Source organism: Nocardia fusca NBRC 14340, assembly GCF_001618425.1.
Classification (GTDB): domain Bacteria; phylum Actinomycetota; class Actinomycetes; order Mycobacteriales; family Mycobacteriaceae; genus Nocardia; species Nocardia fusca.
In genome coordinates, this window is the sequence record NZ_BDCU01000031.1 from 259625 (window position 1) to 284601 (window position 24977).

Below are 24977 nucleotides of genomic sequence, written 5' to 3' on the forward strand. Positions count from 1 at the left end.
CGCCAAAGCTGTTCGCCATCAATGTGTTTCGTATCGACGAACTGAAGAGGTCGCTTGACCGAACCTGTCGGCACGTCGTAGATTCTAGCACTACTGAAAATGATTATCGTTTGCCAGTTGGGAATGTGATGCAGGAAAAGCTCCGTTTGCTACCCGCACGCTCGAGGGTGCGGGAGGACCGGGACGACGGGGCCGCCGCTCTGCGCCAGGACGTCAGTGAGCTGACCGGAGTGCCGGTGGACGACCTGACCGATGACGCCGATCTGCTCGCCCTGGGGCTCGATTCGGTGACCATCATGCGGATCTCCGGACTCATGCGCCGCGCGGGCAAGCGGGTGGAGTACCGAGACCTCGTACAGAACCCGACGCTCGGCGCGTGGCGGAAGTTGCTGCACGAGAACGGTTCCGGAGTCCTCGAGGAGACCGCGGCCGCCGCGGAACCGGCGCTCGTCGACCTCGCCGAACCCTTCCCACTGGCGGTGATGCAACACGCTTTCTGGATCGGGCGGACCCAGGCCCAGCAACTGGGCGATGTCGCCGCGCACTTCTACAGCGAGTTCGACCACGGGGGCGGTCTCGAACCGGATCGGCTGGAGCGTGCGATGCGCGCACTCATCGCGCGACACCCGATGTTGCGGGTGGTGATCGACGCCGCGGGTATGCAGCGGGTGACCGAGCACGGCGCCTGGTCCGGGCTGGTCGTCCACGATCTCCAGGACCTACCCGAACCCGAGTGCGCTCGGCACTTGGCGCAGACCCGGGACACCTGCTCGCATCGGAGCATGGATATCGGGGCCGGTGAGGTCATCGATCTCCAGCTCTCACTCCTGCCCGGCGGACGCACCCGGGTGCACCTGGACCTGGACATGATCGCCGGGGACGCGCTGAGCCTGCGTAATCTCCTCGCCGATCTGACCACACTGTACGAACACGGTCCCGGGGCGCTGCCCGCCCTGGAATACAGCTACGGCCGGTATCTCGCCGACCGAAGCCGGGTCCGGGCCACCGCCCGGGAACAGGCTCGGCACTGGTGGCGGTCACAGTTGCCGGAACTGCCCGCAATGCCCGAACTCCCGCTGCTGACCTCCGAAGAGGCGAGCGGCGGAGCGCGGGTCGACCGGCGCCGGTACTGGCTTTCTTCCGAGCGTGCCGCACAGTTGCGTGAGCGCGCCCACCGCGCCGGCCTGACCACCGCGAGCGCGCTCGCCACCGTTTTCGCGGAAACCATCGGCGCCTGGAGCAGTGCCGACCGGTTCCTGCTCAATATGCCCGCATTCGACCGGGAGCCCCTGCACGACGACGTGGACCGGCTCGTCGGAGACTTCTCCAGCTCGGTACTTCTCGACGTGGACTTGTCGACACCGATGTCGGTCACCGAACGGGGACGAGCGATCACCGACCGCCTGCGGCAGGTCCTGGGATACGCCGCATATACCGGTGTCGAGGTGCTGCGCGACCTGAGCCGGGCGGGCGGCGGTGACCGGGTCCTGGCGCCGGTGGTGTACACCAGTGCGCTGAGCCTGGGGGAGCTGTACACGCCCGAGGTACGGCAGTGCCTGGGCGAACCGTCCTGGACGATTTCGCAAGGGCCACAGGTCTGGTTGGACGCGCAGGTGACCGAGTACGACGGTGGGATCCTGCTGAACTGGGATGCCCGGGTGTCGCTGTTCCCGCCCGGACTGCTGGACACCATGTTCGACGCCTACGTCCGGTTCGTCGAACTGTTGCTGGACGACAGCGGTGCGTGGGATCGCGAGGCACCGTGGCCGGTCCCCGGCCGCCGGTACGGTGAGGTCGCTACCGCGCCGGCGCTCCCGCTGCACCAGCGGTTCTTCGCACGGGCTGCCGCCGATCCGGAACGGACCGCTCTGCTCGCCGACGGCGCGGCGATCTCCTATGGCGAACTCTCGGCCCGTGCTCGGCGCATGGCGCGGATTCTGCGGGACAGCGGGATCGGGCGCGGCGACAGCGTGGCCATCACCTTGCCCAAAGGGGTCGACCAGATCGTGGCGGCACTGGGTGTGCTCGCCGCCGGTGCGACCTATGTGCCCTCGGGAATCGATCTCCCCCTCGCGCGGCGCGAGCGGGTCTACCACACGGCGGGTGCACGGCTGGTCATCACCGACCGGGCCACCGTGGCCGCCGGCTCGTGGCCCGAGGACATCGAACCGGTCTTTCCGGAGCAGGCTCGCGCTGCCGAACCGTTGACCCGGATCACCGAGGTCGACCCCGAAGACGTGATGTACGTCATCTTCACCTCCGGATCCACTGGTGCGCCGAAGGGCGTCGAGGTTCCGCACCGGGCCGTCGCCGCCACCATCGATGCGGTCAACGGCCGGTTCGGTATCGGCGCGGACGATCGCACCATCGCACTGTCCGCGCTGGACTTCGACCTCTCCGCCTACGACCTGTTCGGATTCCTGGCCGTCGGCGGCTCGGTGGTCGTGGTCGAGGAGGCGCGACGTCGTGATGCCGCGGCCTGGGCCGAACTGATCCGCCGATGGGAAGTGACCGTCGTCAGCGCCGTGCCGGCGCTGCTGGACATGCTGTTGACCGCTGCCGCCGATTCGGGTCTGGGTCGCGCGCTGCGGGTGGTCATGCTCGGTGGCGACCGGGTCACCGTCGATCTGCCGGACCGGTTGCGCCGGCTGGTTCCCGGCTGCCGGTTCGCCGGTCTCGGCGGTATGACCGAGGCCGCCATCCACGCCACTGTCTGCGAGGTCGATACCGTCGACCCCGACTGGACGAGCGTGCCGTACGGGGTGCCGCTACCGCACGCCGGCTGCCGCGTGGTCGATACCCACGGCCGGGACCGCCCGGACTGGGCCTCCGGCGAGCTGTGGGTCACCGGGACCGGGTTGGCGCACGGCTACCGGGGCGATCCGGAGCGCACCGCCGACAAGTTCGTCGAACGCGACGGCCTCCGGTGGTACCGGACCGGCGACCTGGTGCGCTACCGGCCCGACGGGACACTCGAATTCCTCGGCCGCACCGACCATCAGGTCAAGATCCGTGGGCACCGGATCGAATTGGGCGAGGTCGAGGCCATGCTGGCCGATCATTCTCGCATCGCCGCCGCTGCCGCCGCCGTGCTCGAACACCCCACCCGATCTCTCGGCGCGGTCGTCGTCGGTGCGGGCGGTGCTCTCGACGACCTCACCGACGACGCACTGCGTGCCTGGCTCGGCGAGCGACTGCCCGCGTATATGGTTCCCCGCCGATTCGTCCGCAGCGCGGCGCTGCCGATCACACGCAACGGCAAGATCGACCGTGACGCGGTACACGCCACTCTCGCCGCTGCCGTGGACAGCCGCGGCGATACCGAATCGGCCGCACCCCGGGATGGTCTGGAGCGGATCGTGGCCGATGCGTGGGCCGCGGTCCTCGGCCGCGAGGATATCCGGCGCGACGACGACTTCTTCGCCCTCGGAGGCGACAGTCTGCTGGCCACTCGCCTGATCCGGCGACTGCTCGCCGACGGGGTAACAGGTGCGGACCTGGCGCACCTGTTCACCACACCCACGTTCGCGGCCTTCGCCTCGACCCTCGTCTTCGGCACGGCGACGGAGCTCCCGGCGATCGTCGGCGATCCCGAGCACCGGTACGAGCCGTTCCCGTTGACCGATATTCAGGTCGCCTACTGGCTGGGCCGGTCGGACGATTTCGACCTCGGCGGCATCGGGGCGCACCTGTATCTCGAATACGACTGGTCCGGTGTCGATCCGGTCCGGCTGGAGGCCGCCTGGAATCGGGTGATCGACCGGCATCCGATGCTGCGGGCGGTGGTCGGCGCGGACGGCATGCAGCGGGTTCTCGACGAGGTGCCGGCGTATCGGATTCCGGTGGTCGAAGAGTCCGTGACAGCCGTCCGAGGCGATATCTCCGACAACCTCCGCGACGCCGGTAGCTGGCCGTTGTTCGATATCCGGGTCGTGCGCGACGGCGAAGGGACGCGGGTCTGTGCCGCTTTCGACACCCTGATCGCCGACGGCCTGAGCGCCTTGGTGCTGCTGTCGGAGTGGACGCGGCTGTACGCGGATCCGGATCTGGCCTTGCCCGTGCCGGGGCTGGAGTTCCGCGATTACGTGCTGGGTTGTGCGCCGTCGGATTCGGAGGTGGCGGCGGCACTGTCGTATTGGCGGGGTCGGTTGGCGGAATTGCCGCCGGGGCCGCAGTTGCCGTTGCGGGTGTTGCCCGCGGCTGTGGAGCGTCCCCGGTTCACGCGCCGGGAGGTCCGGCTCGATCCGGATGTCTGGCAGCGGATCGCCGGGCGTGCCCGGGAACTGGGTCTGACGCCGAGTGTGGTGCTGCTGGCCTGCTACACCTGGGTACTGGGTGGGTGGAGTGCGCAGCGTGACCTGACCGTCACGTTGACGCGTTTCGATCGCCGCGACGTACACCCGGATGTGATGCGGGTGGTGGGGGATTTCAGTTCGCTGCTGCTGGTGGCGGACCGGCCGGTGGAGCAGGAGAGCTGGCTGGGGCGGGCTCGGCGGTTGCAGGAGCAGTTGTGGAGTGACCTCGATCATCAGCAGGTATCCGCGGTGCGGGTGTTGCGGGAGCTGGCTCGGGAGAACGCGGTGGCCGCGGAGCCGGTGCCGGTGGTGTTCACGTCGATGTTGGGTGTGGACGACGAGTTGGCGCGGTCGGTGCGGTGGCCGGATTTCACGCGGACGCAGACGCCGCAGGTGTGGCTGGATCATCAGGTCATCGAGCTTCCGGACGGGTTGTTGCTGAGCTGGGACTCGGTGGACGAACTGTTCCCCGACGGGCTGGTCGAGGATATGTTCGGGGTGTATCACCGGTTGTTGGGCCGGTTGGGTGAGATCGACTGGGAGCAGCCGCTGGAAGCGGTGTTGCCGGTTCTGCCGGCCGGGCAGCAGGCGATCCGCGACTCCGTCAATGACACCGCCGGGCCGATGCCGGGGGCCGGTGCCGGTAGTGGTCTGCTGCATTCGGCGATGTTCGAGGTGGCGGCCGCTACTCCCGGTCGTACCGCGCTTGTCGAGGGTGGGGTGGCTGTCTCCTTCGGTGAGCTCGCCGAGCGCAGCCGCCGGATTGCGGCATTGCTGTCCGCGCAGGGTGTGCGGCCGGGTGATGCGGTCGCGGTATCGGCGGCCCGGGGCGCTGCACAGGTGGCGGCGCTGTACGGGGTGCTGGCCGCCGGGGCGGCGTATGTGCCGGTCGCCGTGGATCAACCGGTGCAGCGGCGGACCGCGATCTTGGAGCAGGCCGGTGTCACGGTGGTACTCACCGACGACACCGGTCGATTCGCCACCGCTGTGCCATGCGACACCATCGGCGAAGCCGCCGGCGCGGACCGTACCGACACGGGCGATTCCGCCGCAGACAGCGAGCGAGCCGATATGGCCGCAGGGATTCCTGGTGGGCTGCCGGTGGTGGCGATAGCCGATGCGCGGCCGTACGACCCGGCCCCGGTGTACCAGGCGACCGGCTCCGATCTCGCGTACGTCATCTTCACCTCGGGGTCGACCGGTGTCCCGAAGGGCGTCGAGATCGAACACCGTCAGGCGGTGAACACACTCGAGGACCTGCGCGACCGTTACGGACTCGGTGTGGACGACCGGGTACTGGCGGTGGCGGCTGTCGATTTCGATCTGTCGGTGTTCGATCTGTTCGGCGTGCTGGGCGCCGGTGGTAGCGCGGTGATCGTGCCGGACGAGGACCGGCGTGACCCGCACCGGTGGCTGGCACTGGTGCGCGAACACGGCGTCACGGTGTGGAACACGGTGCCCGCGATGCTGGAAATGCTGCTCACGGTGGCCGAGTCCGGGCCGGGGTTGTCGCCGACGCTGCGGTTGGCGCTGGTGTCCGGGGACTGGGTCGGTCTGAATCTGCCCGGTCGTCTCGCGGTTCTGTCGGAGCGCTGCCGTCTGGTCGCCCTGGGGGGTGCCACGGAGGCGGCGATCTGGTCGAACTATTTCGAGGTCGAATCGGTGCACCCGCAGTGGTCCTCGATCCCGTACGGTCGTCCGCTGCGTAACCAGCGGTTCCGGGTGGTGGACGAGAACGGCCGGGATCGCCCGGATTGGGTGCCGGGAGAGCTGTTGATCGGTGGCGCCGGAGTGGCTCGGGGCTATCGGGGCAGGCCGGATCTGACAGCTGCATCGTTCTTCGACGACGGCGACACCCGCTGGTACCGGACCGGTGACCTGGGCCGATATCGATCCGACGGTGTGCTCGAGTTCCTCGGGCGTGCGGATCGGCAGGTCAAGATCCGTGGGCATCGGGTGGAGTTGGGGGAGATCGAGCAGGCGATCACCGCCCACCCCGATATTCGCCGGGCTTTCGCGCTGGCGGTCGGGGAGCGCGCGCAGGCGCGGCTGATCGCTTTTGTCGAACCGGCACTGCCCGGTGATATTTCGCGATTCCTCGCCGACCGGATCCCCGCCGGATGGATGCCCGACTTGATCGCCCTGCCGGATCCGCCGCTGACCGGCAACGGAAAGATCGACCACGCCGCCCTGGTGCGGCACGCCGAAGCGGAGACGTCCGCCGGAGCCGGGGCAGCGAGCGGCGAGCCGGTCCGACCGGGGCTGGAAACCCGGATCGGGCAGATCTGGCGGGACGTACTCGGCGGCGACCTTCCCGACCGGAACGCCAATTTCTTCGGTGCGGGCGGTGATTCACTGTCCGCGACCCGGCTGGTCGGCCGACTCTCCCGGGAACTCGGCATCACCCTCACCCTGCGCGAATTCTTCACCGACCCCACCATCGCCGGACTCGGCCGCAACCGGAGCGAGGCCGATATCGCTACGCCGGCCGAGCAGTTGCGCAGCGTAGCCGCGGTCCCGGCACTGTCCGCCGATACCGCCCATCGACTGGACCCCTTCGGCTTGACCGATATCCAGGTCGCGTACTGGCTGGGCCGGTCGCAGGATTTCGATCTCGGCGGCATCGGCGCGCAACTGTACTTCGAATACGACTGGCCCGGCCTGGACGTGGATCGGCTGGAACGATCCTGGAACCGGGTGATCGCACGGCACGCGATGCTACGTGCCGTGGTCGGCGCCGACGGCCGGCAACGGGTCCTGCCCGGCACCCTCGACCACCGGATTCCGGTGGTCGAGGCCGACGGCGATTTCGACCGCGTCGCCGCCGGGCTCAGGGACGAGATGGCGGGCGGGGTCCTGGACGCCGCCGCCGGGCCGCTGTTCGATATCCGGGTTCTGCGCGAAGGCGGAAGAAGCCGGGTCTGCGTGGTGTTCGACAGCCTGGTCGTCGACGGCCTGAGCGCGCTGGTGCTCCTCGCCGAATGGACACGGTGGTACGCGGACCCGGCGCTCGAGATGGCCCCCTTGGCCATCGAGTTCCGGGATTACGTGCTGGGTTGTGCGCCGTCGGATTCGGAGGTGGCGGGGGCACTGTCGTATTGGCGGGGCCGGTTGGCGGAATTGCCGCCGGGGCCGCAGTTGCCGTTGCGGGTGTTGCCCGCGCTGGTGGAGCGGCCGCGATTCGTGCGTCGCGAAGCCCGGCTCGACCCGGGGACCTGGCACGGAATCGTGGCGCGCGCGAGAGGTTTCGGGGTGACACCGAGTGTGGTGCTGCTGGCCTGCTACACCTGGGTACTGGGTGGGTGGAGTGCGCAGCGTGACCTGACCGTCACGTTGACGCGTTTCGATCGCCGCGACGTACACCCGGATGTGATGCGGGTGGTGGGCGACTTCAGTTCGCTGCTGCTGGTCGCGGACCGGCCGGTCGAGCACGAGACCTGGTTGGAGCGGGTTCGCCGCTTGCAGGAGCAGTTGTGGAGCGACCTCGATCATCAGCAGGTCTCGGCGATCCGCGTACTGCGCGAACTCGCCCGCGACAGTGCGATACCCGCGGAGCCGGTGCCGGTGGTGTTCACGTCGATGCTGGGTGTGGACGACGAGTTGGCGCGGTCGGTGCGGTGGCCGGATTTCACGCGGACGCAGACGCCGCAGGTGTGGCTGGATCATCAGGTCATCGAGCTTCCGGACGGGTTGTTGCTGAGCTGGGACTCGGTGGACGAACTGTTCCCCGACGGGCTGGTCGAGGATATGTTCGGGGTGTATCACCGGTTGTTGGGCCGGTTGGGTGAGATCGACTGGGAGCAGCCGCTGGAAGCGGTGTTGCCGGTTCTGCCGGCCGGGCAGCAGGCGGTCCGCGATCAGGTCAATGACACCGCCGGGCCGCAGCCGGTGCGTGAGCCGAATTCCGGTGAGCACACGAGCGACGGTGGGCACGCGTCCGAGTCGGCTCGGCTTTTACATACGGCGATGTTCGATCTCGCGGTCACCGATCCCGGCCGCACAGCGCTTGTCGATGGTGATACGACGGTGTCGTTCGGTGCACTCGCCGAGCAGAGCCGGCGGATCGCGGCGCTGTTGCTCGCGCACGGCGTCCGGCCGGGTGATGCGGTCGCGGTATCCGCGGCCCGGTGTGCGGCGCAGGTGGCGGCGTTGTACGGAGTCCTCGCTGCCGGGGCGGCGTATGTGCCGGTCGCCAAGGACCAGCCGGTGCAGCGCCGGACCGCGATCTTGGAACAGGCCGGGGTTTCGGCTGTCCTCACCGACGACACCGGCCGATTCGCTACCGTCGCTCGACGCAACGATGCCGGTGCATCTGTTCAGGTCTCCGAGCAGGCCGACCCGGTCGGTCCCGGTGCCGACCTCGAGTATGTCGATACGAGCGGCCCCGGCGCCGAGCGCGTCGACACCAGCGGTGCCGGTGTCGTCGCCGAGCACGTAGGCGGCAACGGTGTCGCGGGTGACGGTATGGCTCGAGACGCTGAACCGCGCGCCGGTGGAGTGCCGGTGCTGGCGCTCGCGGACGCACGGCACTACGAGCCCGCCCCGGTATACCGGGGGAGCGTCGCCGACCTCGCGTACGTCATCTTCACGTCGGGTTCGACCGGTACCCCGAAGGGCGTGGAGGTCGGGCACGGCAGTGCCGTGAACACTCTTGTCGACCTCCAGGACCGCTATGACCTCGGCGCGCGGGACCGCGTACTCGCCGTCGCGGCCGTCGATTTCGATCTGTCGGTGTTCGACCTGTTCGGTGTGCTGGGCGCCGGTGGCAGCGCCGTGATCGTGCCGGACGAGGACCGGCGTGACCCGCACCGTTGGCTCACGCTGGTACGACAACACGGCGTGACGGTGTGGAATACGGTGCCGGCGATGCTGGACATGCTGCTCACGGTGGCCGAGTCCGGACCCGATCCGATCCCCTCGCTGAGACTGGTGCTGGTGTCCGGGGACTGGGTGGGCCTCGATCTCCCCGGTCGCCTCGAAGGACTGTCCGAGAACTGTCGTTTCGTCGCGCTGGGTGGGGCCACCGAGGCGGCGATCTGGTCGAACTTCTTCGAGGTCGAGACGGTGGACCCGCAGTGGTCCTCGATCCCCTACGGCCGCCCGCTGCGTAACCAGCGGTTCCGGGTCGTCGACGAGAACGGCCGGGACCGCCCCGACTGGGTGCCGGGAGAACTGCTGATCGGTGGTGCCGGGGTCGCCCGGGGCTACCGTGGCAGGCCCGACCTCACCGCGGCATCGTTCTTCGCCGACGGTGGTGTCCGCTGGTATCGGACCGGAGACCTCGGCCGGTACCGGTCCGATGGCGTGCTCGAATTCCTCGGCCGCGCCGACCGTCAGGTCAAGATCCGCGGGCATCGAGTGGAGCTCGGCGAGATCGAGCAGGCGATCACCGCTCACCCCGCGGTTCGTCGGGCTTTCGCGCTGGCGGTGGGGGAGCGGGCACATACGCGGCTGGTCGCCTTCGTCGAACCGGAAGCACCCACCGGCCCGGCAGCGGCCCGGCCCGACCCGTCCGAGCTCCCCGAAGACCTCCCCGGCTTCCTCGCCGACCGCATCCCTCCCGCCTGGATGCCCGAGCTGATTCCGCTACTCGACCCGCCGCTGACCGGCAACGGGAAAGTAGATCACGCTGCCTTGGCCCGGCGAGCCGAAACAAACGCCCGCACAGCGAGTTCCGAGCCGAGCGAGCCGATCCGTCCCGGGTTGGAAACCCGGATGGCGCAGATCTGGGCAGACACGCTCGGCGCCGCGCCGCCCGATCGGCATACAAGTTTCTTCGGTGCGGGTGGTGACTCGCTGTCGGCGACCCGGCTGGTCGGTCGCCTGGACCGGGAACTCGGCATCACCGTGACGCTGCGGGAATTCTTTACGACCCCGACCATCGCCGGACTCGGCAACAACCAACCGCAAACCGGTATCGACCTCGAAGAAGGTGCTCTGTGAACGTCCCCGACCTGGTAAACGATCTACGACAGCGAGGAGTGCACCTGTGGGCCGACGGTGAACAGTTGCGGTTCCGCGCCCCCCGGGGTGTGTTGACCGCCGAACACCGGAAACAGCTGGTGGCGGGCAAGCCCGCCGTCCTGGAGTACCTCGCCCGGGACCAGGCGGTGATCCGCGTGTCCGCCGATTCCGCCGCCGCGCACGAGCCGTTCCCGCTGACCCCGGTGCAGCAGGCATACCTGATCGGCCGCGACCCCACCTATCCCTTCGGTGGTGTGGCCTGCGCCAGCTACCTCGAAATCGCCTACGAGGGTGTCGAACCCGACAGCGTGGAAAAGGCATGGAACGCGCTGGTGCGCCGCCACGACATGCTCCGGGCCACCGTGCACGCCGACGGCTACCAGCAGGTCGCCGCGGCCGTGCCGCACTACGAGATCCCGGTGACCGACGTCCGGGGCAGGGACCGCGCCGAGGTCGATGCCGTGCGTGACCGGCAGCGAGACGACCTGCTCGGCCCGGAACGCGCCACGGACACCTGGCCGTTGTTCGCGCTGCGCATCACCCGCACCGATACCGCGTGCGTCCTGCATCTGCTGGTGGAACTGCTGGTGGTGGACGCCGCCAGTATGCAATTGCTCCTGGCCGAACTCGGCGAACTCGTTCACGCGGCCGGCGACGACGCGGCGCTGCGACCCGCACCGGAGATCGGCTTCCGCGACTACATCCTCGGTGTGCAGCAGCTGCGCAACGGATCCCGCTACCAGCGGGATCGCACCTACTGGCAGGAGCGGATCGACACCTTGCCCGCCGCGCCGGAGTTGCCCACGCGGGTCGCCGGCGACGGCAGACCGGCGAACGCCGCCCCGGGCTTCGATCGGCTGCACCACTGGCTGCCCGGCTCCGTTCTTTCCGGCTTGGCGCGCCACGCGACACCGCACGGCCTCACCCCCTCCGGCGTGGTACTCGCCGCCTACGCCGAGGTCATCGGGCGCTGGAGCAGGAAACGGCAATTCACGCTGAATCTGCCGGTGTTCAACCGGCTCCCGGCGCATACCGATATCGGTGCGGTGCTCGGCGATTTCACCTCCGTCAACCTGCTCGGTATCGACCTCGACGAGCAGGACACCTTCGTCGATCGTGCCCGCGGCATCACCGCCCAGTTGTTCACCGATCTAGACCATCGATTGTTCGACGGCGTGGAGGTACTGAGCGAGCTCACCCGCCGCGCGGGCAATCCGGTGCTCATGCCCGTGGTGTTCACCAGCACCCTCGGCAGCGACGACGCCGACGCGCGCACACACCGTGGCCGTATCCTGCGCGGAATCACCCGCACCCCGCAGGTGTGGCTCGACTGCCAGGTGACCCCGCACGACGACGGACTGCTGATCGCCTGGGACGTGCGCCGCGACACCCTGGACGGCGATACCGCCGCCGAGGCCTTCGCCGCGTTCGTGGATCTGCTCACCCGACTGGCCGGCGCGCCCGGGGCATGGACCACGCAATACCCGGTCGCCCTGCCGCCCGCCCAGCGCAGCCGCCGCGACAGCTACAACGACACCGCTGCCGACGTGTCACCGCGGCTGCTGCACCAGCGGATTCTGGAGCGGGCCGACACCGACCCGGAAGCCCCCGCGGTGATCCACCGCGGCACCGTGCTCGGCTTCGCCGAGCTGCGCCGCCGCGTAGCCGCCTCCGCCGCCGCCCTCCGCGAAGCCGGTGTGCGGCCCGGTGACCGGGTTGCCGTCGTGATGGAAAAAGGGCCGGAACAGGTGGTGGCCGTGCTGGCGGCCTCGCTGGTCGGCGCCGCCTACGTGCCGATCGCGATCACCCAGCCGATGGCGCGCCGGGAACGGATCATCGACCGCGCCGGCGCCGCGGTGGCGCTCACCCAATCCTGGCTGCGCGACGCCGGCGAGATTCCCGCGACCGCGCGGCCGGTGGCCGTGGACCTGCTGCCGGGTATCGACACCGTGCCCGACCTCGCCGGCGACCCCGATGCCCCGGCCTATGTCATCTACACGTCCGGCTCCACCGGCGAACCGAAGGGCGTCGTCGTCACCCACCGGGCCGCTGCGAACACGATCGACGATATCAACGAGCGCTTCGCCCTGACCTCCGGCGACCGGGTACTCGGCGTCGCGAGCCCGGCGTTCGACCTGTCGGTGTGGGATATCTTCGGGGTGCTCGCGGCCGGTGGTGCCGTGGTGCTCCCTGAACAAGACCGCGTGACCGACCCGTCGCACTGGCTCGAACTGGCGCAACAACATTCGGTCACGCTGTGGAACAGCGTGCCGGGCCAGCTGCAGATGCTGCTGGACGTCCTCGACTCCACGCCCGGGGCCCGCGCCGAATCGCTGCGGCTGGTACTGCTCTCCGGTGACTGGATTCCGCTGGACCTGCCCGACCGCATACGCGCGAACCACCCGGACCTGACCGTGGTCGGACTGGGCGGCGCCACCGAGGCCGCCATCTGGTCCATCCACCACCCGGTGCGGGATATCGACCCGCAGTGGCGCAGCATCCCCTACGGCATACCGTTGCGGAACCAGACCATGCATGTACTGGATGCCGCACTGCAGGAGTGTCCCGAGTACGTCACCGGTGAGATCTACATCGGCGGCATGGGTCTGGCCGAGGGATACCTGGGCGACGAAGAACTGACCGCCCAGCGGTTCATCCGGCATCCGCGCACCGGCGCCCGGCTCTACCGCACCGGCGATCTCGGCCGCTTCCACCCCGACGGCCGTCTCGAATTCCTCGGCCGCGAAGACACCCAGGTCAAGATCCGCGGCTACCGGGTCGAGCTGGGCGAGGTCGAGTCCGCGCTGCGCCGCCATCCGGCCGTGGCCGATGCCGCGGTGCTGGTCGACGGCCGGGGCCCGGGTGCGCGGCTGCTCGGCTTCGCCGAGATCGCGACCGACGCGTCCGGTGATCAGGGCCTGGGCGAGCACACCGCGGCCGATGTGCTCGCCGCCGCCGAGAACGCCGCCGCCGCGGCGCACCAGGACCTCGACGGTGAATCGTTCGTCGCGCTCATGCACGCCGTCGACGAGATGGCCATGTTGTCCATCGCCGCTCAGCTGCGCGGCGCCGGCCTGTTCGGCGATCGCGAACAGTCCCACGACCTCACCGACATCGCGGCGGCCACCGGTGTGACCGAGCGTCAGCACGGCCTGCTGAAGCGCTGGCTGGCCGCGCTCGCGGACGGGGGAGCGGTGGTGCACGATCCGGAAACCGGCCGCTACAGCGACCTGATCGCCGCCGGACCGCGCGCGGTCGACGCGGCGTGGCGGCGCATCGACGAGCTGGAAGAGATCGTCGGTTACGGCAGCGAGACCCTGGCCTACATCCGTGCGTGCAGCAGCCGACTGGACGACCTGCTGCGCGGCGCGCTGGATGTGCGCGAATTGCTGTTCCCTGCCGGGAAGCCCGGCGCGGCGCACGCCGTGTACCGCACGAACCTGGTGGCGCGCAGTTCCCATCGCATCGTGATCGACACCGTACGCGAGATCGCCCGGCGGTCGCCGCACCGGCTGCGGATGCTGGAAGTCGGCGCGGGTATCGCCGGCACCAGCACCGACCTGATTCCCGCGCTGGCCGAGTTCGAACCGGACTATCAGTTCACGGACATATCGGAGTACTTCCTCGGCGAGGCCCGGAAGAAGTTCGCGGATTATCCGTGGGTGCGCTACGGACGCTTCGACATCAACGCCGACGCGCTCGACCAGGGCCTGCGGCCCAACTCGGCCGATGTCATCCTCTGCGCGAACGTGCTGCACAACTCCGTCGATGCCGACGACGTGCTGGCGCGGCTGCGGGGCCTGTTGGCGCCGGGTGGCTGGCTGGTATTCCTCGAACCCACCCGGCAGCACAATTACGCGCTCCTGGTGTCGATGGAATTCGAGTTCTTCAGCGAACTCACCGCCTTCACCGACGTCCGAGCGGGTACCGGACAGGCGTTCTTCACCCGCGATCAGTGGCTGCGCCAGCTCGACACCGCCGGCGCCGACCACGTCCGGGTGCTGCCCGCCGAGGACGCGCCGCTCGCGGCCTCCGGGCAGGGTGTGTTCCTCGCCCGGTTCAAGGGTGAGCGGCGCACCGTGACCGATCAGCAGCTCACCGACCACGTCGCGACACTGCTGCCCGACCATATGGTGCCGGACGAGATGAACCTGCTGGACGCCTTGCCGCGTTCGGCGAACGGGAAACTGGACCGAACGGCGCTGGCCGAGCGCGCCGCCGCGGCCCCGGCCGACCGGGCGGATTCCTCCTACCTTCCGCCGGCCGATGAGATCGAGGAGCGGATCGCGCAACTCTGGCAGGAAATGCTCGGTGTCCCGAAGGTCGGCCGCGACCAGAATTTCTACACCCTGGGCGGCGATTCGCTGTTGCTGTCGCAGATGGTCGGCAAACTGCGAGATCGGGTCCCCGAGGTCGCCGATATCGAATGGCAGGAACTGCTGCGCGATGTGCTGCGCAACCCCACGGTCGCCGCGCTCGCCGCGCGCCGCCATCGCAGGCAGGCACCCGCGGCGCCGGCGCCCGAGCAGACCGCGGTGCGGTCCCTGGGCGGTGCGGCCGGGCACGACAGTGGCACCTGGGTGCTCGTGCACGGTGGTACCGGCACGCTGTCGCCGTACGACGCGCTGCTTCCCTACCTGAGGGAAGCCCACCCCGGGCCCCTGCTCGGGCTCGAGGTCACCGATCCGGCCGCGTACCTGGATATCCCGGCCGAGACCGTGATCACCAAACAGGCCGCGGATTACGCGACGGAGCTGCTCGAGCACGACAGCCGCTTCCGGATCATCGGATACTCGGTCGGCGGCCTGCTCGCCGCCGAGATCGCGCGCACCCTCACCGAGGCGGGAGCGACGGTGGACGAACTCACCGTCATCGGCTCCTATCAGCCGCCCGCGGTACACGACGAGCTGATGACCGAATACGTTTTCGCCCAGTCCATCGGCGTCGACCCGGCCACGGTCGGATTCCCCGCCGACGACGCGGCGCTCGGGACCGCACTGCGCACGATTCTCGACCGCACCCCGGACCGGGTTCCCGCCGGTGCGCTCACCGGGCTGAACGGCGACTCGGCGCCGCTGGCGGCGAAGTTCCGGGAGCTGGCGGCCGTGCCGCGCACCGAGCGCCTGGCCGCACTACACGCGGCGGCCATCTCGGGGACCGGCCCGTACCGGTCGGGCGGGCTCGAGCTCGCGGAATTCCGCAGGCAGTTCGATATTTTCGCGCACAATCTGCGGGCTATGGGGGCGCACCGGGCCGAGCCCTACTTCGGACCGGTGCGGGTGCTGAGCAACAGTGGTGGCGCGACGATGATGGGGACGCGGGCGGAGGTCGACCGGTTCTGGTCGCGGATCGGGCTCGGTGCCCTCGTCATCGAGGACATCCCCGGCGACCATCTCACCAGTATGTCCGCGATCCACGCCGCCGAGGTCGCCGCGCGGATCACCGCGCCGCTGCCGGACGCGGTCAGCGAGCCGCGATCGTGACCGAGCGCGGCGAGGGAACCATTGGACACAGCACTGTCGGTCGCGACGGGGCCGGGCCGCGGCGAGGTACCGCTGTGATCGAGCGCAGCGCGGGAGCCGATGGACGCAGCACCGCCGCGACCGGCTCGACGGGTCCGGTGGCGGTGCTCGGCGCCACCGGGGTGGTCGGGCGGGCAGCGGTGCGGATGCTCACCCGGCTCGGTATCGACGAGCTGCGGGTCGGCGCGCGCGAGGTGACCCGGGTCGAGCCGTCGGCACTCCCACCCGGCGCCGAACGGCGCCGGGTGGATGCCGGCGACCCGGATTCGCTGGCCGAGTTCTGCGCGGGAACCAGGCTCGTGCTCAACTGCGCGGGACCCTCCTATCTGCTGCTGGACCGGGTCGCGCGGGCCGCGTTGGCGGTCGGCAGCGACTATGTCGATGTCTCCGGGGACGGCCCCACCCATCGGCTGCTCGCGGGGTCGCCGCTACTGGACGGCGGGCGGACCGCGGTGTTGTCCGCCGGTATGCTGCCCGGCCTGGCCAACGTCGTCCCCCGTCTGCTGGCCGACGATCTCACCGGGGCCCGGTTGGTCGTCTATGCGGGCGGTATCGAGCCGTTCGCGCCGGCCTCGGCCGGGGACCTCGCCCTGTCGCTCGACAGTTCCGACGGCGCGGCCGACGACGGCCACTGGTACGGGGAAACCCTGGCCGCGTGGTCCGGTGGCCGCCGGCTGCGCAATGCCCTCCCGGTGCGCGAGGACGTCGAGGTCGCCGGGTTCCCCGGCCGGGTGACCACCATGCCGTTCCTCACCGCCGACGCCGAACGGCTGGCCCGCTCGGCCGGGCTGGACGAACTGCACTGGCACAACGTGTTCGTGGGCACCGCGCTCCGGCTGACGCTCACCCGGCTCCGCGGCCGTGTCCGCCGCAGCGGCGAACCGGTGTCGACCCCCGCCGACGTCGCGGCGCTGGCACCGATCGTCGAAGAGATCAGCGCGGCGGCCGAACTCGATCTGGCCGGGCTGGACCCCTTCTACCTCATGGCGTTCACGGTGCACCGGCCGGGCAGCAGCGATACCGCGGTGCTGCGCACCCCGAGCAGCTTCGAGCTCACCGCGGCGACGGCCGCGCACGCGGTCGCGGCCGTGCTGTCCGGGGCGATTGCTCCGGGCCTGCACTACGCCGACGATGTGCTCGATCCCCGCGGTCTGCTCGACGCGGTGGCCGGCCTCGGGGCATTGCCCGTCTTCCAGACCCATCGGCACGCCCACGACGAACCGATGGAGGCGGGCACACTGTGAACGATTCGCCACCGACGGGCAGCCCGCGGAGCGTCCATACCTCACCGGTCCGTAACCCGCGGGGTGTCGCGGTACCGAAGGTCGTCGTGTGTGGCACGTCCTTCGGCCGGGTGTACCTGCAAGCGGTGCACGACGACCCGGACGTCGAACTCGCGGGTGTCGTCTCGCGCGGCAGCGCCACCTCGCTGGAGTATGCGAAAGCCTATGGGGTGCCGCACTACACCGGCGTCGAACGGCTACCCGGTGATATCGATATCGCCTGTGTCGCGGTGCGTGCCGGTGCCGCCGGCGGTGACGGCGCGGAGCTGGCCCGAAGCCTGATGAGCCGCGGTATCCACGTGTTGCAGGAGCATCTGCTGCATCCGGATGAGCTCACCGACTGTCTGCGAACCGCCCGCGAACACGGGGTCTGCTACCGGCTCAACTCGTTCTATCCGCACCTGCGGCCGGTGGAGCTGTTCTTGCGGGCCGCCGAGGTCCTCCGGGAGCGGCAGCAGCCGTTGCATGTGGATGCCGCGGCCGGTGGCCAGGTGGCCTATTCGCTGCTCGACATCATCGGCCGGGCCGTGGGCAGGCTGCGGCCGTGGGCGATCAGCGACCCCGCACCTGTCCCGCCGGAGCTGGCCGCACTGGCCGATCCGCCGATGCCCTACACCCACCTGACCGCGGTGATCGGGGGCGTGCCGGTGTCGTTGCGGGTGCAGAACCAGATCCACCCCGCCGACCCGGACAATCACGCCCTGCTGTTGCACCGGCTCGCGATCGCTTTCGAAGGCGGCGTGCTGTCCCTCGCCGACACACACGGTCCGGTGCTGTGGAGTCCGCGCCTGCACACCGACCGCGACGCGTCCGGACGACTGGTGATGGCCGGCCCCGGTACCGAAAGGCTGGAAGTGCCGAGCACCGAGATTCTCGAGCATGCGACCGTACCGACGTTCCGGACCGTCTTCGACGAACTCTGGCCAAGAAGTGTCCGAGTCGCCCTGGGGCAGTTGCGCGCCGATATCGCCGATCCGCGCCGGTCCGTCGGTGCCGGCCAGTGGGCGGTGACCGTGACCGCCATGTGGCGGCGACTCACCACCGCGCTCGGCCGGCCCGAGTTGATCCGGCCACCGGCGCCGGCGCCGGTGCCACTGCCGGAACTGCTCGCCGACCGGCGGCCACGGCCCGGTGACAGCCGATGACCGCGACCGATTCGACGCGCGAACTAGCGGACCTACAGGCTTTTTCGGCCGACCCGTATACCACTGTGCAGCGGCTGTATCGGGAGAACGGAGCGATCTCCACCCTCGGTGCCGGGCCGATGCGCTTCCGGGTCGCCCTCGGTACCGAGGTGTGCGCGTTCGTCCTCGCGAACAGTGATCTGTTCAGCTGGGAGGCGGCGTTCACCGCGCTGGCTCCGCTGACCGGGCGATCCGCCCTGCTGGTCAACGACGGCGACCGGCACCGCCGCCTGCGCCGGTTGGTCACCCCGGCCTTCACCGTGCGCCGGGTCGATGACCACCGTGGCACGGTTACCCGCTGTATCGAGAACGCGATGGCGGGATGGGCCCCGGGCGATGTCGTCGATGTGTACCCCGCGCTGCGCCGGGCCATGCGCCTGGCCACCCTGGAGAGCCTGTTCGGTGTGGCGGCCATGGAACGTTCCGAAGGGCTCGACGATTGGCTGCACGACATCCACCGCGCCATCGACGCCGATGTGGTCGGCGGCAGCATCGAGCGCGGCTCGGGCTCGCCGGTCTGGCGCCGGGCCCTCCTGGCCCGTTCCTCGGTCCACCGGTGGGTGATCGCCGAGATCGAGCGGCGCGGTGCGCAGCACGAGCCGGGTGACGACGTCCTCGGCGTGCTGTTGCGCGGGGTGAACGGTACCCGGCTCACCGATGACGAGATCACCGACCAGCTGGTGAGCCTGCTCGAGGCCGGGGCCGAGACAACGGCGGCGCAGCTGTCCTGGATGCTGTACTGCACGCTGCGCGATCGTCGCCTCTGGACGGAGATCACCGCCGCGGTTACCGATCGTGGCGCGGACGAGCCCGGCCCACCCGGTCTGGATCACCTCGTCTCCGAGACCATGCGCCTTTATCCCGCCACGGCCATCATCTCGCGTAAGGTCGCCGGTGGGTTCACCCTGGCCGGGCAGCAATTCGTCCCCGGTGATCTATTGATCTTCAGCCCGTTCCACACCCACCGGCTGGACTCGGTCTGGCCGGATCCGGAACGTTTCGACCCTCGTAGATGGGACCCTGATTCCGAGCGTTATCACCGTCCGGCGCCGTACGAGTTCCTGCCGTTCGGGGTCGGCCCGCACCGCTGCATCGGCGCCCACTTCGCCACCATGGCGATCAAGTCCGCCTTTGCCGCTATCGCTCGGCGAATCGACGGCGAACTACTGACGGCGGATGTGTGTCCCGAGGGGTTGATCGGCATGCATCCGAAGGGTGGAATCACCGTGCGCATCGACGAAAAACGGTGAGGCAGCGAGAGGTACCCGCAGCGTGGGCCGCGGGTACCTCCGTCCCGGTCAGTTCTGTGGTGCGCGCAGGACACCGGCCTGTGCGGTGAGCTGTTCGCCGGTCAGACCCGTTTCCTCGGCCAGATCTTCTATGCCGAATGTATGCCACTCGCTGACATTCCGGACCACCCTGGTGGGTGCCGCTTCGCCACTGACCCGCCACGTCGAGGTCATCCGGATCAGGTCGCCGCCGATCGGCTCGGCCTCGAGTGATCCTTCGTAGACGAGGTCGCCGATCTGCTCACGGGCCAGCTCCATCGGAGGCAACGTCGTGGGACGCGTCACCGGCAGAAGTTCCACCAGCACCGGCGCGCCGGGCGCCAACCGGGGGAGTACTCGATCCCACAGTGCCCGACGGTCTTCCGGTCCGATATGCCCGAGTACGCCGAAGAGGATCAACGCCGAAATCGAATCGGGCAATACGACCGATTCCGCCGGTTCTCCCACGATGGTGACCCGGCGCCGGAGGTCCTCGTCGGCAACCACATCGTGTGTCAGAACCGCTCGCATCGCCGGGGCGGGCTCGCAGGCAAGGATCTTCGCCGACGGCAGCACCTCGGCGACGATGCGGCAGGTGCGCCCCGTGCCCGCCCCGATGTCGACCACCGGCCCCGCGCTCGGATCGACCTCGGCGAGGATCTTCCGCAGGGCGGCTTCCCCTTCGGGGTGCGCGCGGGGCACAAGATCGTAGAACTCGGCGACCGGCGAGTAGAAGTCGTCCATGCACATCTCTCCTGTTTCATGACACCACAGCCGTTCGGCTCCTTATTGAAAAAGATTATCATTATGACCGTCTCGTTCGCTGCCGTGGAAGGATCTGTTATGCCGTCGTTCCGAAGAGTCCATGTATCGCCTCCGGCGGAACGTGGCGGGCCGGATCGCTCGTCGGCCGCTGGGGCGGATGTGCCCGCGTTCGGTGGACTTCCCGGGATCGGGGATCGGAGCGCTGAAGCGCTGTTCCGTGGCGACTACGTGACCGCGCCGGTCGGTCTGCCCGGGATCGATCCGCGCGTATTCCGGAATGTGCTGGGGCGGTTCTGTACCGGCGTCACCGTGATCACCGCCCTCGAACAGGATGGCGCGCCGGCGGGGTTCGCTTGTCAATCGTTCGCCGCACTGTCTCTGGAGCCGCCGCTGGTGTTGTTCTGTCCGGCCAAGGGCTCGCGCGCGTGGGCTGCGATCGAGCGGGCGGGAAAGTTCTGCGTGAACGTACTGACCGAGGAGCAGCGGCAGGTGTGCGCCCGCTTCGGGTCCCGGACGGTCGACAAATTCGCCGGAACACAGTGGTACACATCGGAACTGGACCTACCTGTCCTGGCCGACGGGCTGGCGGCCATCCAGTGTTCGGTGGCGAGTGTCGTCGACGGCGGCGATCATCTCATCGTCGTCGGCCGGGTGCTGGCGCTGTCCGAACCCGCCGGCTCCGGTCGTCCGCTGTTGTTCTACCGCGGCCGGTACGCCGGTATCGCGCCCACCGAAGGGCTGCCTCCGATATGGCATGCCGACCTGGAGCATTTCCTGACCACGACATCGGATTCGTGGTAGCCGCAGCCTCGTTCGGCAGGCGGACCGCGGTCTCGGTAACCGGCCGGATCGCGGGATCGGAGCGGGTTCTGCACCCTCCCGTCAGAAGGCGCATTCGTCCCGCTGGGTACGGCACCGAGTGCATACGCCGTCGAGTTCCAGGGTGTGCCTGATATCGGTGAACCCGGTCGTCCGGGGGAGTATGTCGATCCATTCTTCGACGATGTCGGCGTCCAGAACGGTACTGTCCCCGCATACCCGGCAGATCAGGTGGTGACGGTGGCGCGGCGAGCGGCGGAGCTGGAACCGGCGCTCGCCGGTGTCCTGGCGGATGATGTCCAGGCACTGGGCTCGTTCCAGTTCGGCCAGTGTCCTATACACGGTGGAAATGCCGACACGGTGCCCCTCGCCGCGCAGCCGGGCGTGTAACTCCTGCACTGTGGTGAAATCCCGTCGTTCATCGAGTGCCGACATGATCAGCTCACGTTGCCGTGTCCAGCGGAGCATCCCGGTGGATGTCGCGTACTCCCCGACCATGGTCCAAGTTGAGCATGGCTGAAAATGATTTTCAATAGTAGGCTGCCATCGCCTGACGGTGCCACCGGATTCTTCGACACCCGCAGCTGTACGGATATACGGCCACCGGGTGCGAATATGTGCTCATACCGTGAACCGAGGAGCGGCACAACGGAAGACGTTGTGGCGGAATTATTTTGCGCTTGATTTCAAGTCCAGGCTGGAGAGGTAGATGAATCAGCTCAACAGGCCGGCCGCGGTGCTGGCCACGGTCGTGATCGTCCAGTTCATGGTTTCCCTCGATCTGTCCGTGGTGAACGTCGCGCTGCCGGCGATCCAATCCGAATTCCAGATGTCGGCGACCGCACTTCAGTGGGTGGTCAACGCCTACATCGTGGTGTTCGGCGGTTTCCTGCTGCTCAGCGGACGGCTGGGCGATGTGATAGGCCCCCGCAATACGATGCTCATCGGTCTCGTGGTGTTCGGCGTCGCCAGCCTGGTGGGCGGCCTCGCCCAGGATCCGGCGCTGCTCATCGTGGCGCGAGCGGTCCAAGGGCTGGGTGCCGCGGCGCTGTCGCCGCTATCGCTGGCGTTGATTTCGGTGACCTTCGAGGAGGGGCCGGCGCGCACCAAGGCGATGGGGCTGTGGGGTGCGTCGACCATGCTCGGTGGCACGCTCGGCGTCGTGGCCAGTGGCGTACTCACCGACTTCGCGAATTGGCGGTGGGTTTTCCTGATCAACATTCCGATCGTCGCCGTGGCCGTCCTCACCGCAGTGACCGGAATCGGCGGTGTGCGGGGCAATGAGCGCCCTCGGCTCGACACGCTCGGGGCACTGCTGGTCACCGCGGGAATGATCCTGTTGATCTTCGGCGTGGTGCGGACGGACGAACAGGGCTGGGCTTCCGGTGCCACGGTGGCTGCTCTGACCATCGCGGCGATCTTGCTGGCCGCGTTCGTGGTGGTGGAAAAGCGGGTCGCCGAGCCGCTGATGCGACTGGGGCTGTTCTCGCACGGAAGTGTGCTGGGTGCGAACGTTTTCGGGTTCATGATCACCGCGGGCCAGCTGGCCGCGTTCTATTTCCTGTCACTGCATATGCAGAACGTGCTGGATTACTCCGCAGCGGTAGCGGGCGTAGCATTCGTTCCATTCGCTCTCGGTGCGGTGGTCGGGATGTTCGGGGTCGGGCCGATCGTGCGTCGTTTCGGTGAGCGCACCGCATTGGTGGCGGGCGGACTGCTCGGCGCGCTCGGTATCGCATGGTTCGGCCTGGCCGGGCCCGGTGGTTCGTTCGCCGCTGATCTACTCGCGCCCTCGATGGTGGCGAGTATCGGTATCGGGGCCAGTTTCGTCGTGATGGGGGCGGTGGCCATGCAGGGAGTTCCGGCCGCGGAGGCGGGCATGGCATCCGGTCTGCTGAACAGCTCCCGGCAACTCGGTGGTGCGATCGGCCTGGCCGTGCTGACGACGGTCGCCGCCGCCGTGACCGGAGACGGGCGGTCGCCGCAGGCGCTTGGTGACGGCTATTCCACGGCCCTGCTGCTCGGCGCCGCCCTTATCGCGGTCGGTGCGGTGGTGGCGGGAATCCTGATCCCGCGAGCGGAGAAGGAGCAGTCGGCGCCGGTGGGTGCGTAACTTCGCCCGCGTCCACTGTCGGAGCGTGAGGTGCGGGCTGCGCAAGGTCATGGTCTGCGGGGTCCCGATAGTCGGTACGGACACGATCATCTGCGGCTGTCGGCAGGTGCTCTCGGCGCTGGTGTCCACGCGCCCGGCGATGACCGGAGCCTTATTGGGAAGAGTTATCATTTTCAATATGGTGTTCGTGGAGGGCGCGTTTCGGCGCGCGGCAACGGCCGCGCACTCGGACAGGCGTCGGTTCGCAAGCCGGTCGGAATACGGGGAGGGGGCGGGTGCGAAACCTGGTGCCGCGAGCCGTAGCCGGTGGAATCGTCACGCAGGCGTAGCGGGTCTACAGCAGGGCGACGCGCACGTGTCGGCGCGGCCGCGGAACGGGATGTTGCGGTGACAACGGATACCCTGCTGCGTTTGGTAGTGGCGCTCGCGGCCGTCCTCGCAGTGGCGAAGCTTCTCGGCAGGCTTGCCGTGTGGGCGGGTCAGCCGGCCGTGATCGGTGAAATCTGCGCAGGTGTTCTGCTCGGCCCGACCTTCTTCGGCGGTGACCTGACCCGGTTGCTGTTCCCCGCTGAGGTGCGTCCTTCATTGAACGTCCTCGCGGACGCGGGTGTCGTGCTCTTCATGTTCCTCGTCGGCTCGGAGTTCGACCGGAAACTCTTGCGGGGGCAGGGCAGGGCAGCCGTCGGTGTATCCATGGGCTCCATGGCGGTTCCCTTCGCGCTGGGGGCTGCGCTCGCGCTGTACCTGATCGAGCAGCACTCGAGCGAACATCGTGTGGCGTTCGCTGTGTTCCTGGGAACCGCGATGTCGGTCACCGCGTTTCCGGTGCTGGCCCGGATTCTGTCCGACCGCGGACTGCTGAATACGTCGATCGGTGCGCTGGCGTTGGCGTGTGCGGCAGTGGGTGATGTCCTGGCGTGGACCCTGCTCGCCGTGGTGGCCGCGCTGGCCGGTGGGGCGGGCACGCTATGGCACATTCTGCTGGTTGTGCCGTTCACCGCGCTGCTCGTGTTCGTCCTGCGACCCGCCCTGACCCGGTTGGGTGAGCGCTGGAAGGGCGCTCGGTCCACGGTCACGAGGCCGGGCGCCGCCGGTGTACTGATCGCCGTCGCGACCGGATCGGCGCTGTCCGCGGCAGCCACCGAGTGGATGGGTCTGCACCTGATCTTCGGGGCGTTTCTCTTCGGTGTGGCCATGCCGCGCCGACACTGGGATTCGATACGCGAATGGGGGCTGCCGTGGGTCGGGCGAGTCACTTCGCTACTGTTGCCGGTGTTCTTCGCTGTCGCCGGGCTGGCGGTCGACCTTTCCGGGGTCGGCGGCGCGGCCCTGGCCGAACTGGCGCTTCTGCTGGTGGTGGCAGTCGGCGGCAAGGTGATCGGCGCATATGGCGGCGCCCGGATGAGTGGAATACCGGGGCGGGAGTCGGCCACGCTGGCGATTCTGCTCAACACCAGGGGATTGACGGAGCTGATAGTGCTGACCGTCGGGCTGCAACTGGGGCTACTCGATACTGCGCTGTACTCACTGATGGTGGTGATGGCGCTTGTGACAACGGCAATGACCGGCGTTTCGATGCCACTGGTGGATCCGCGGCGGCCGGCGCGGGCCGCCGCGGGGTCGCTGCCGGTACCGCCCGCAGTGCGTTCGGGGCCCTGATCGGCACGGTCCGGTGCCGGACTCCGTGGAGGCGGGCCACCCTCGTCCTGGCCGGGGGCGTGGTGTCCTCACCACGGTCGTCGGAGGTCCGGTAAGCGCGAGTAC

General features: G+C 68.9%; 10 protein-coding genes. 8 read left to right on the plus strand and 2 right to left on the minus strand.

Translation table 11 applies throughout. The features are described from left to right. Positions 1-128: 128 nt before the first annotated feature. From NF4_RS21560 to NF4_RS21580, 5 genes are all read left to right on the plus strand, one after another. Positions 129-10238: a non-ribosomal peptide synthetase gene (locus tag NF4_RS21560; protein ID WP_063129160.1), complete on the plus strand. Its 10110-nt coding sequence runs from the start codon at positions 129-131 to the stop codon at positions 10236-10238. After that, positions 10235-15742: a non-ribosomal peptide synthetase gene (locus NF4_RS21565; protein ID WP_232330587.1), complete on the plus strand. Its 5508-nt coding sequence runs from the start codon at positions 10235-10237 to the stop codon at positions 15740-15742. Before NF4_RS21560 ends, NF4_RS21565 begins: the two co-directional genes overlap by 4 nt. Positions 15743-15816: 74 nt before the next feature. Next, entirely contained in the window at positions 15817-17025 is a 1209-nt protein-coding gene (locus NF4_RS21570) for a saccharopine dehydrogenase NADP-binding domain-containing protein (RefSeq protein WP_232330588.1), read from the plus strand. Then, the gene (locus NF4_RS21575) at positions 17022-18209 is read left to right on the plus strand and encodes a Gfo/Idh/MocA family oxidoreductase (RefSeq protein ID WP_084533308.1); all 1188 of its coding nucleotides are present in this window, start codon (positions 17022-17024) and stop codon (positions 18207-18209) included. The genes NF4_RS21570 and NF4_RS21575 overlap by 4 nt, the downstream gene beginning before the upstream one ends. Next, positions 18206-19498 carry a cytochrome P450 gene (locus NF4_RS21580; RefSeq protein ID WP_063129161.1) on the plus strand — a complete coding sequence of 431 codons (1293 nt, stop codon included), beginning with the start codon at positions 18206-18208 and terminating at the stop codon, positions 19496-19498. The genes NF4_RS21575 and NF4_RS21580 overlap by 4 nt, the downstream gene beginning before the upstream one ends. A gap of 48 nt (positions 19499-19546) precedes the next feature. On the opposite strand, the gene NF4_RS21585 is transcribed toward NF4_RS21580, so the two are convergent. After that, positions 19547-20260, minus strand: coding sequence for a class I SAM-dependent methyltransferase (locus tag NF4_RS21585; RefSeq protein ID WP_063129162.1), 714 nt, complete (start codon positions 20258-20260; stop codon positions 19547-19549). 249 nt (positions 20261-20509) lie between these two features. On the opposite strand from NF4_RS21585, the gene hsaB reads away from it, so the two are divergent. Then, positions 20510-21082: a 3-hydroxy-9,10-secoandrosta-1,3,5(10)-triene-9,17-dione monooxygenase reductase subunit gene (hsaB, locus tag NF4_RS21590; RefSeq protein ID WP_063129224.1), complete on the plus strand. Its 573-nt coding sequence runs from the start codon at positions 20510-20512 to the stop codon at positions 21080-21082. Between the two features lie 81 nt (positions 21083-21163). Here hsaB and NF4_RS21595 read toward each other — a convergent pair whose 3' ends face one another. After that, positions 21164-21598: a Fur family transcriptional regulator gene (locus NF4_RS21595; protein WP_063129163.1), complete on the minus strand. Its 435-nt coding sequence runs from the start codon at positions 21596-21598 to the stop codon at positions 21164-21166. 211 nt (positions 21599-21809) lie between these two features. On the opposite strand from NF4_RS21595, the gene NF4_RS21600 reads away from it, so the two are divergent. After that, positions 21810-23213, plus strand: coding sequence for an MFS transporter (locus tag NF4_RS21600; protein ID WP_063129164.1), 1404 nt, complete (start codon positions 21810-21812; stop codon positions 23211-23213). Positions 23214-23600: 387 nt separating this feature from the next. After that, the gene (locus tag NF4_RS21610) at positions 23601-24872 is read left to right on the plus strand and encodes a cation:proton antiporter domain-containing protein (RefSeq protein WP_063129166.1); all 1272 of its coding nucleotides are present in this window, start codon (positions 23601-23603) and stop codon (positions 24870-24872) included. Positions 24873-24977: the final 105 nt, after the last annotated feature.

Excerpts from the sequence above, each read along its gene's own strand:
- NF4_RS21585 (WP_063129162.1), bottom strand. The coding sequence starts at position 20,260 with ATGGACGACTTCTACTCGCCGGTCGCCGAGTTCTACGATCTTGTGCCC.
- NF4_RS21560 (WP_063129160.1), top strand. The coding sequence starts at position 129 with ATGCAGGAAAAGCTCCGTTTGCTACCCGCACGCTCGAGGGTGCGGGAG.
- NF4_RS21600 (WP_063129164.1), top strand. The coding sequence starts at position 21,810 with ATGAATCAGCTCAACAGGCCGGCCGCGGTGCTGGCCACGGTCGTGATC.
- NF4_RS21580 (WP_063129161.1), top strand. The coding sequence starts at position 18,206 with ATGACCGCGACCGATTCGACGCGCGAACTAGCGGACCTACAGGCTTTT.
- NF4_RS21595 (WP_063129163.1), bottom strand. The coding sequence starts at position 21,598 with ATGGTCGGGGAGTACGCGACATCCACCGGGATGCTCCGCTGGACACGG.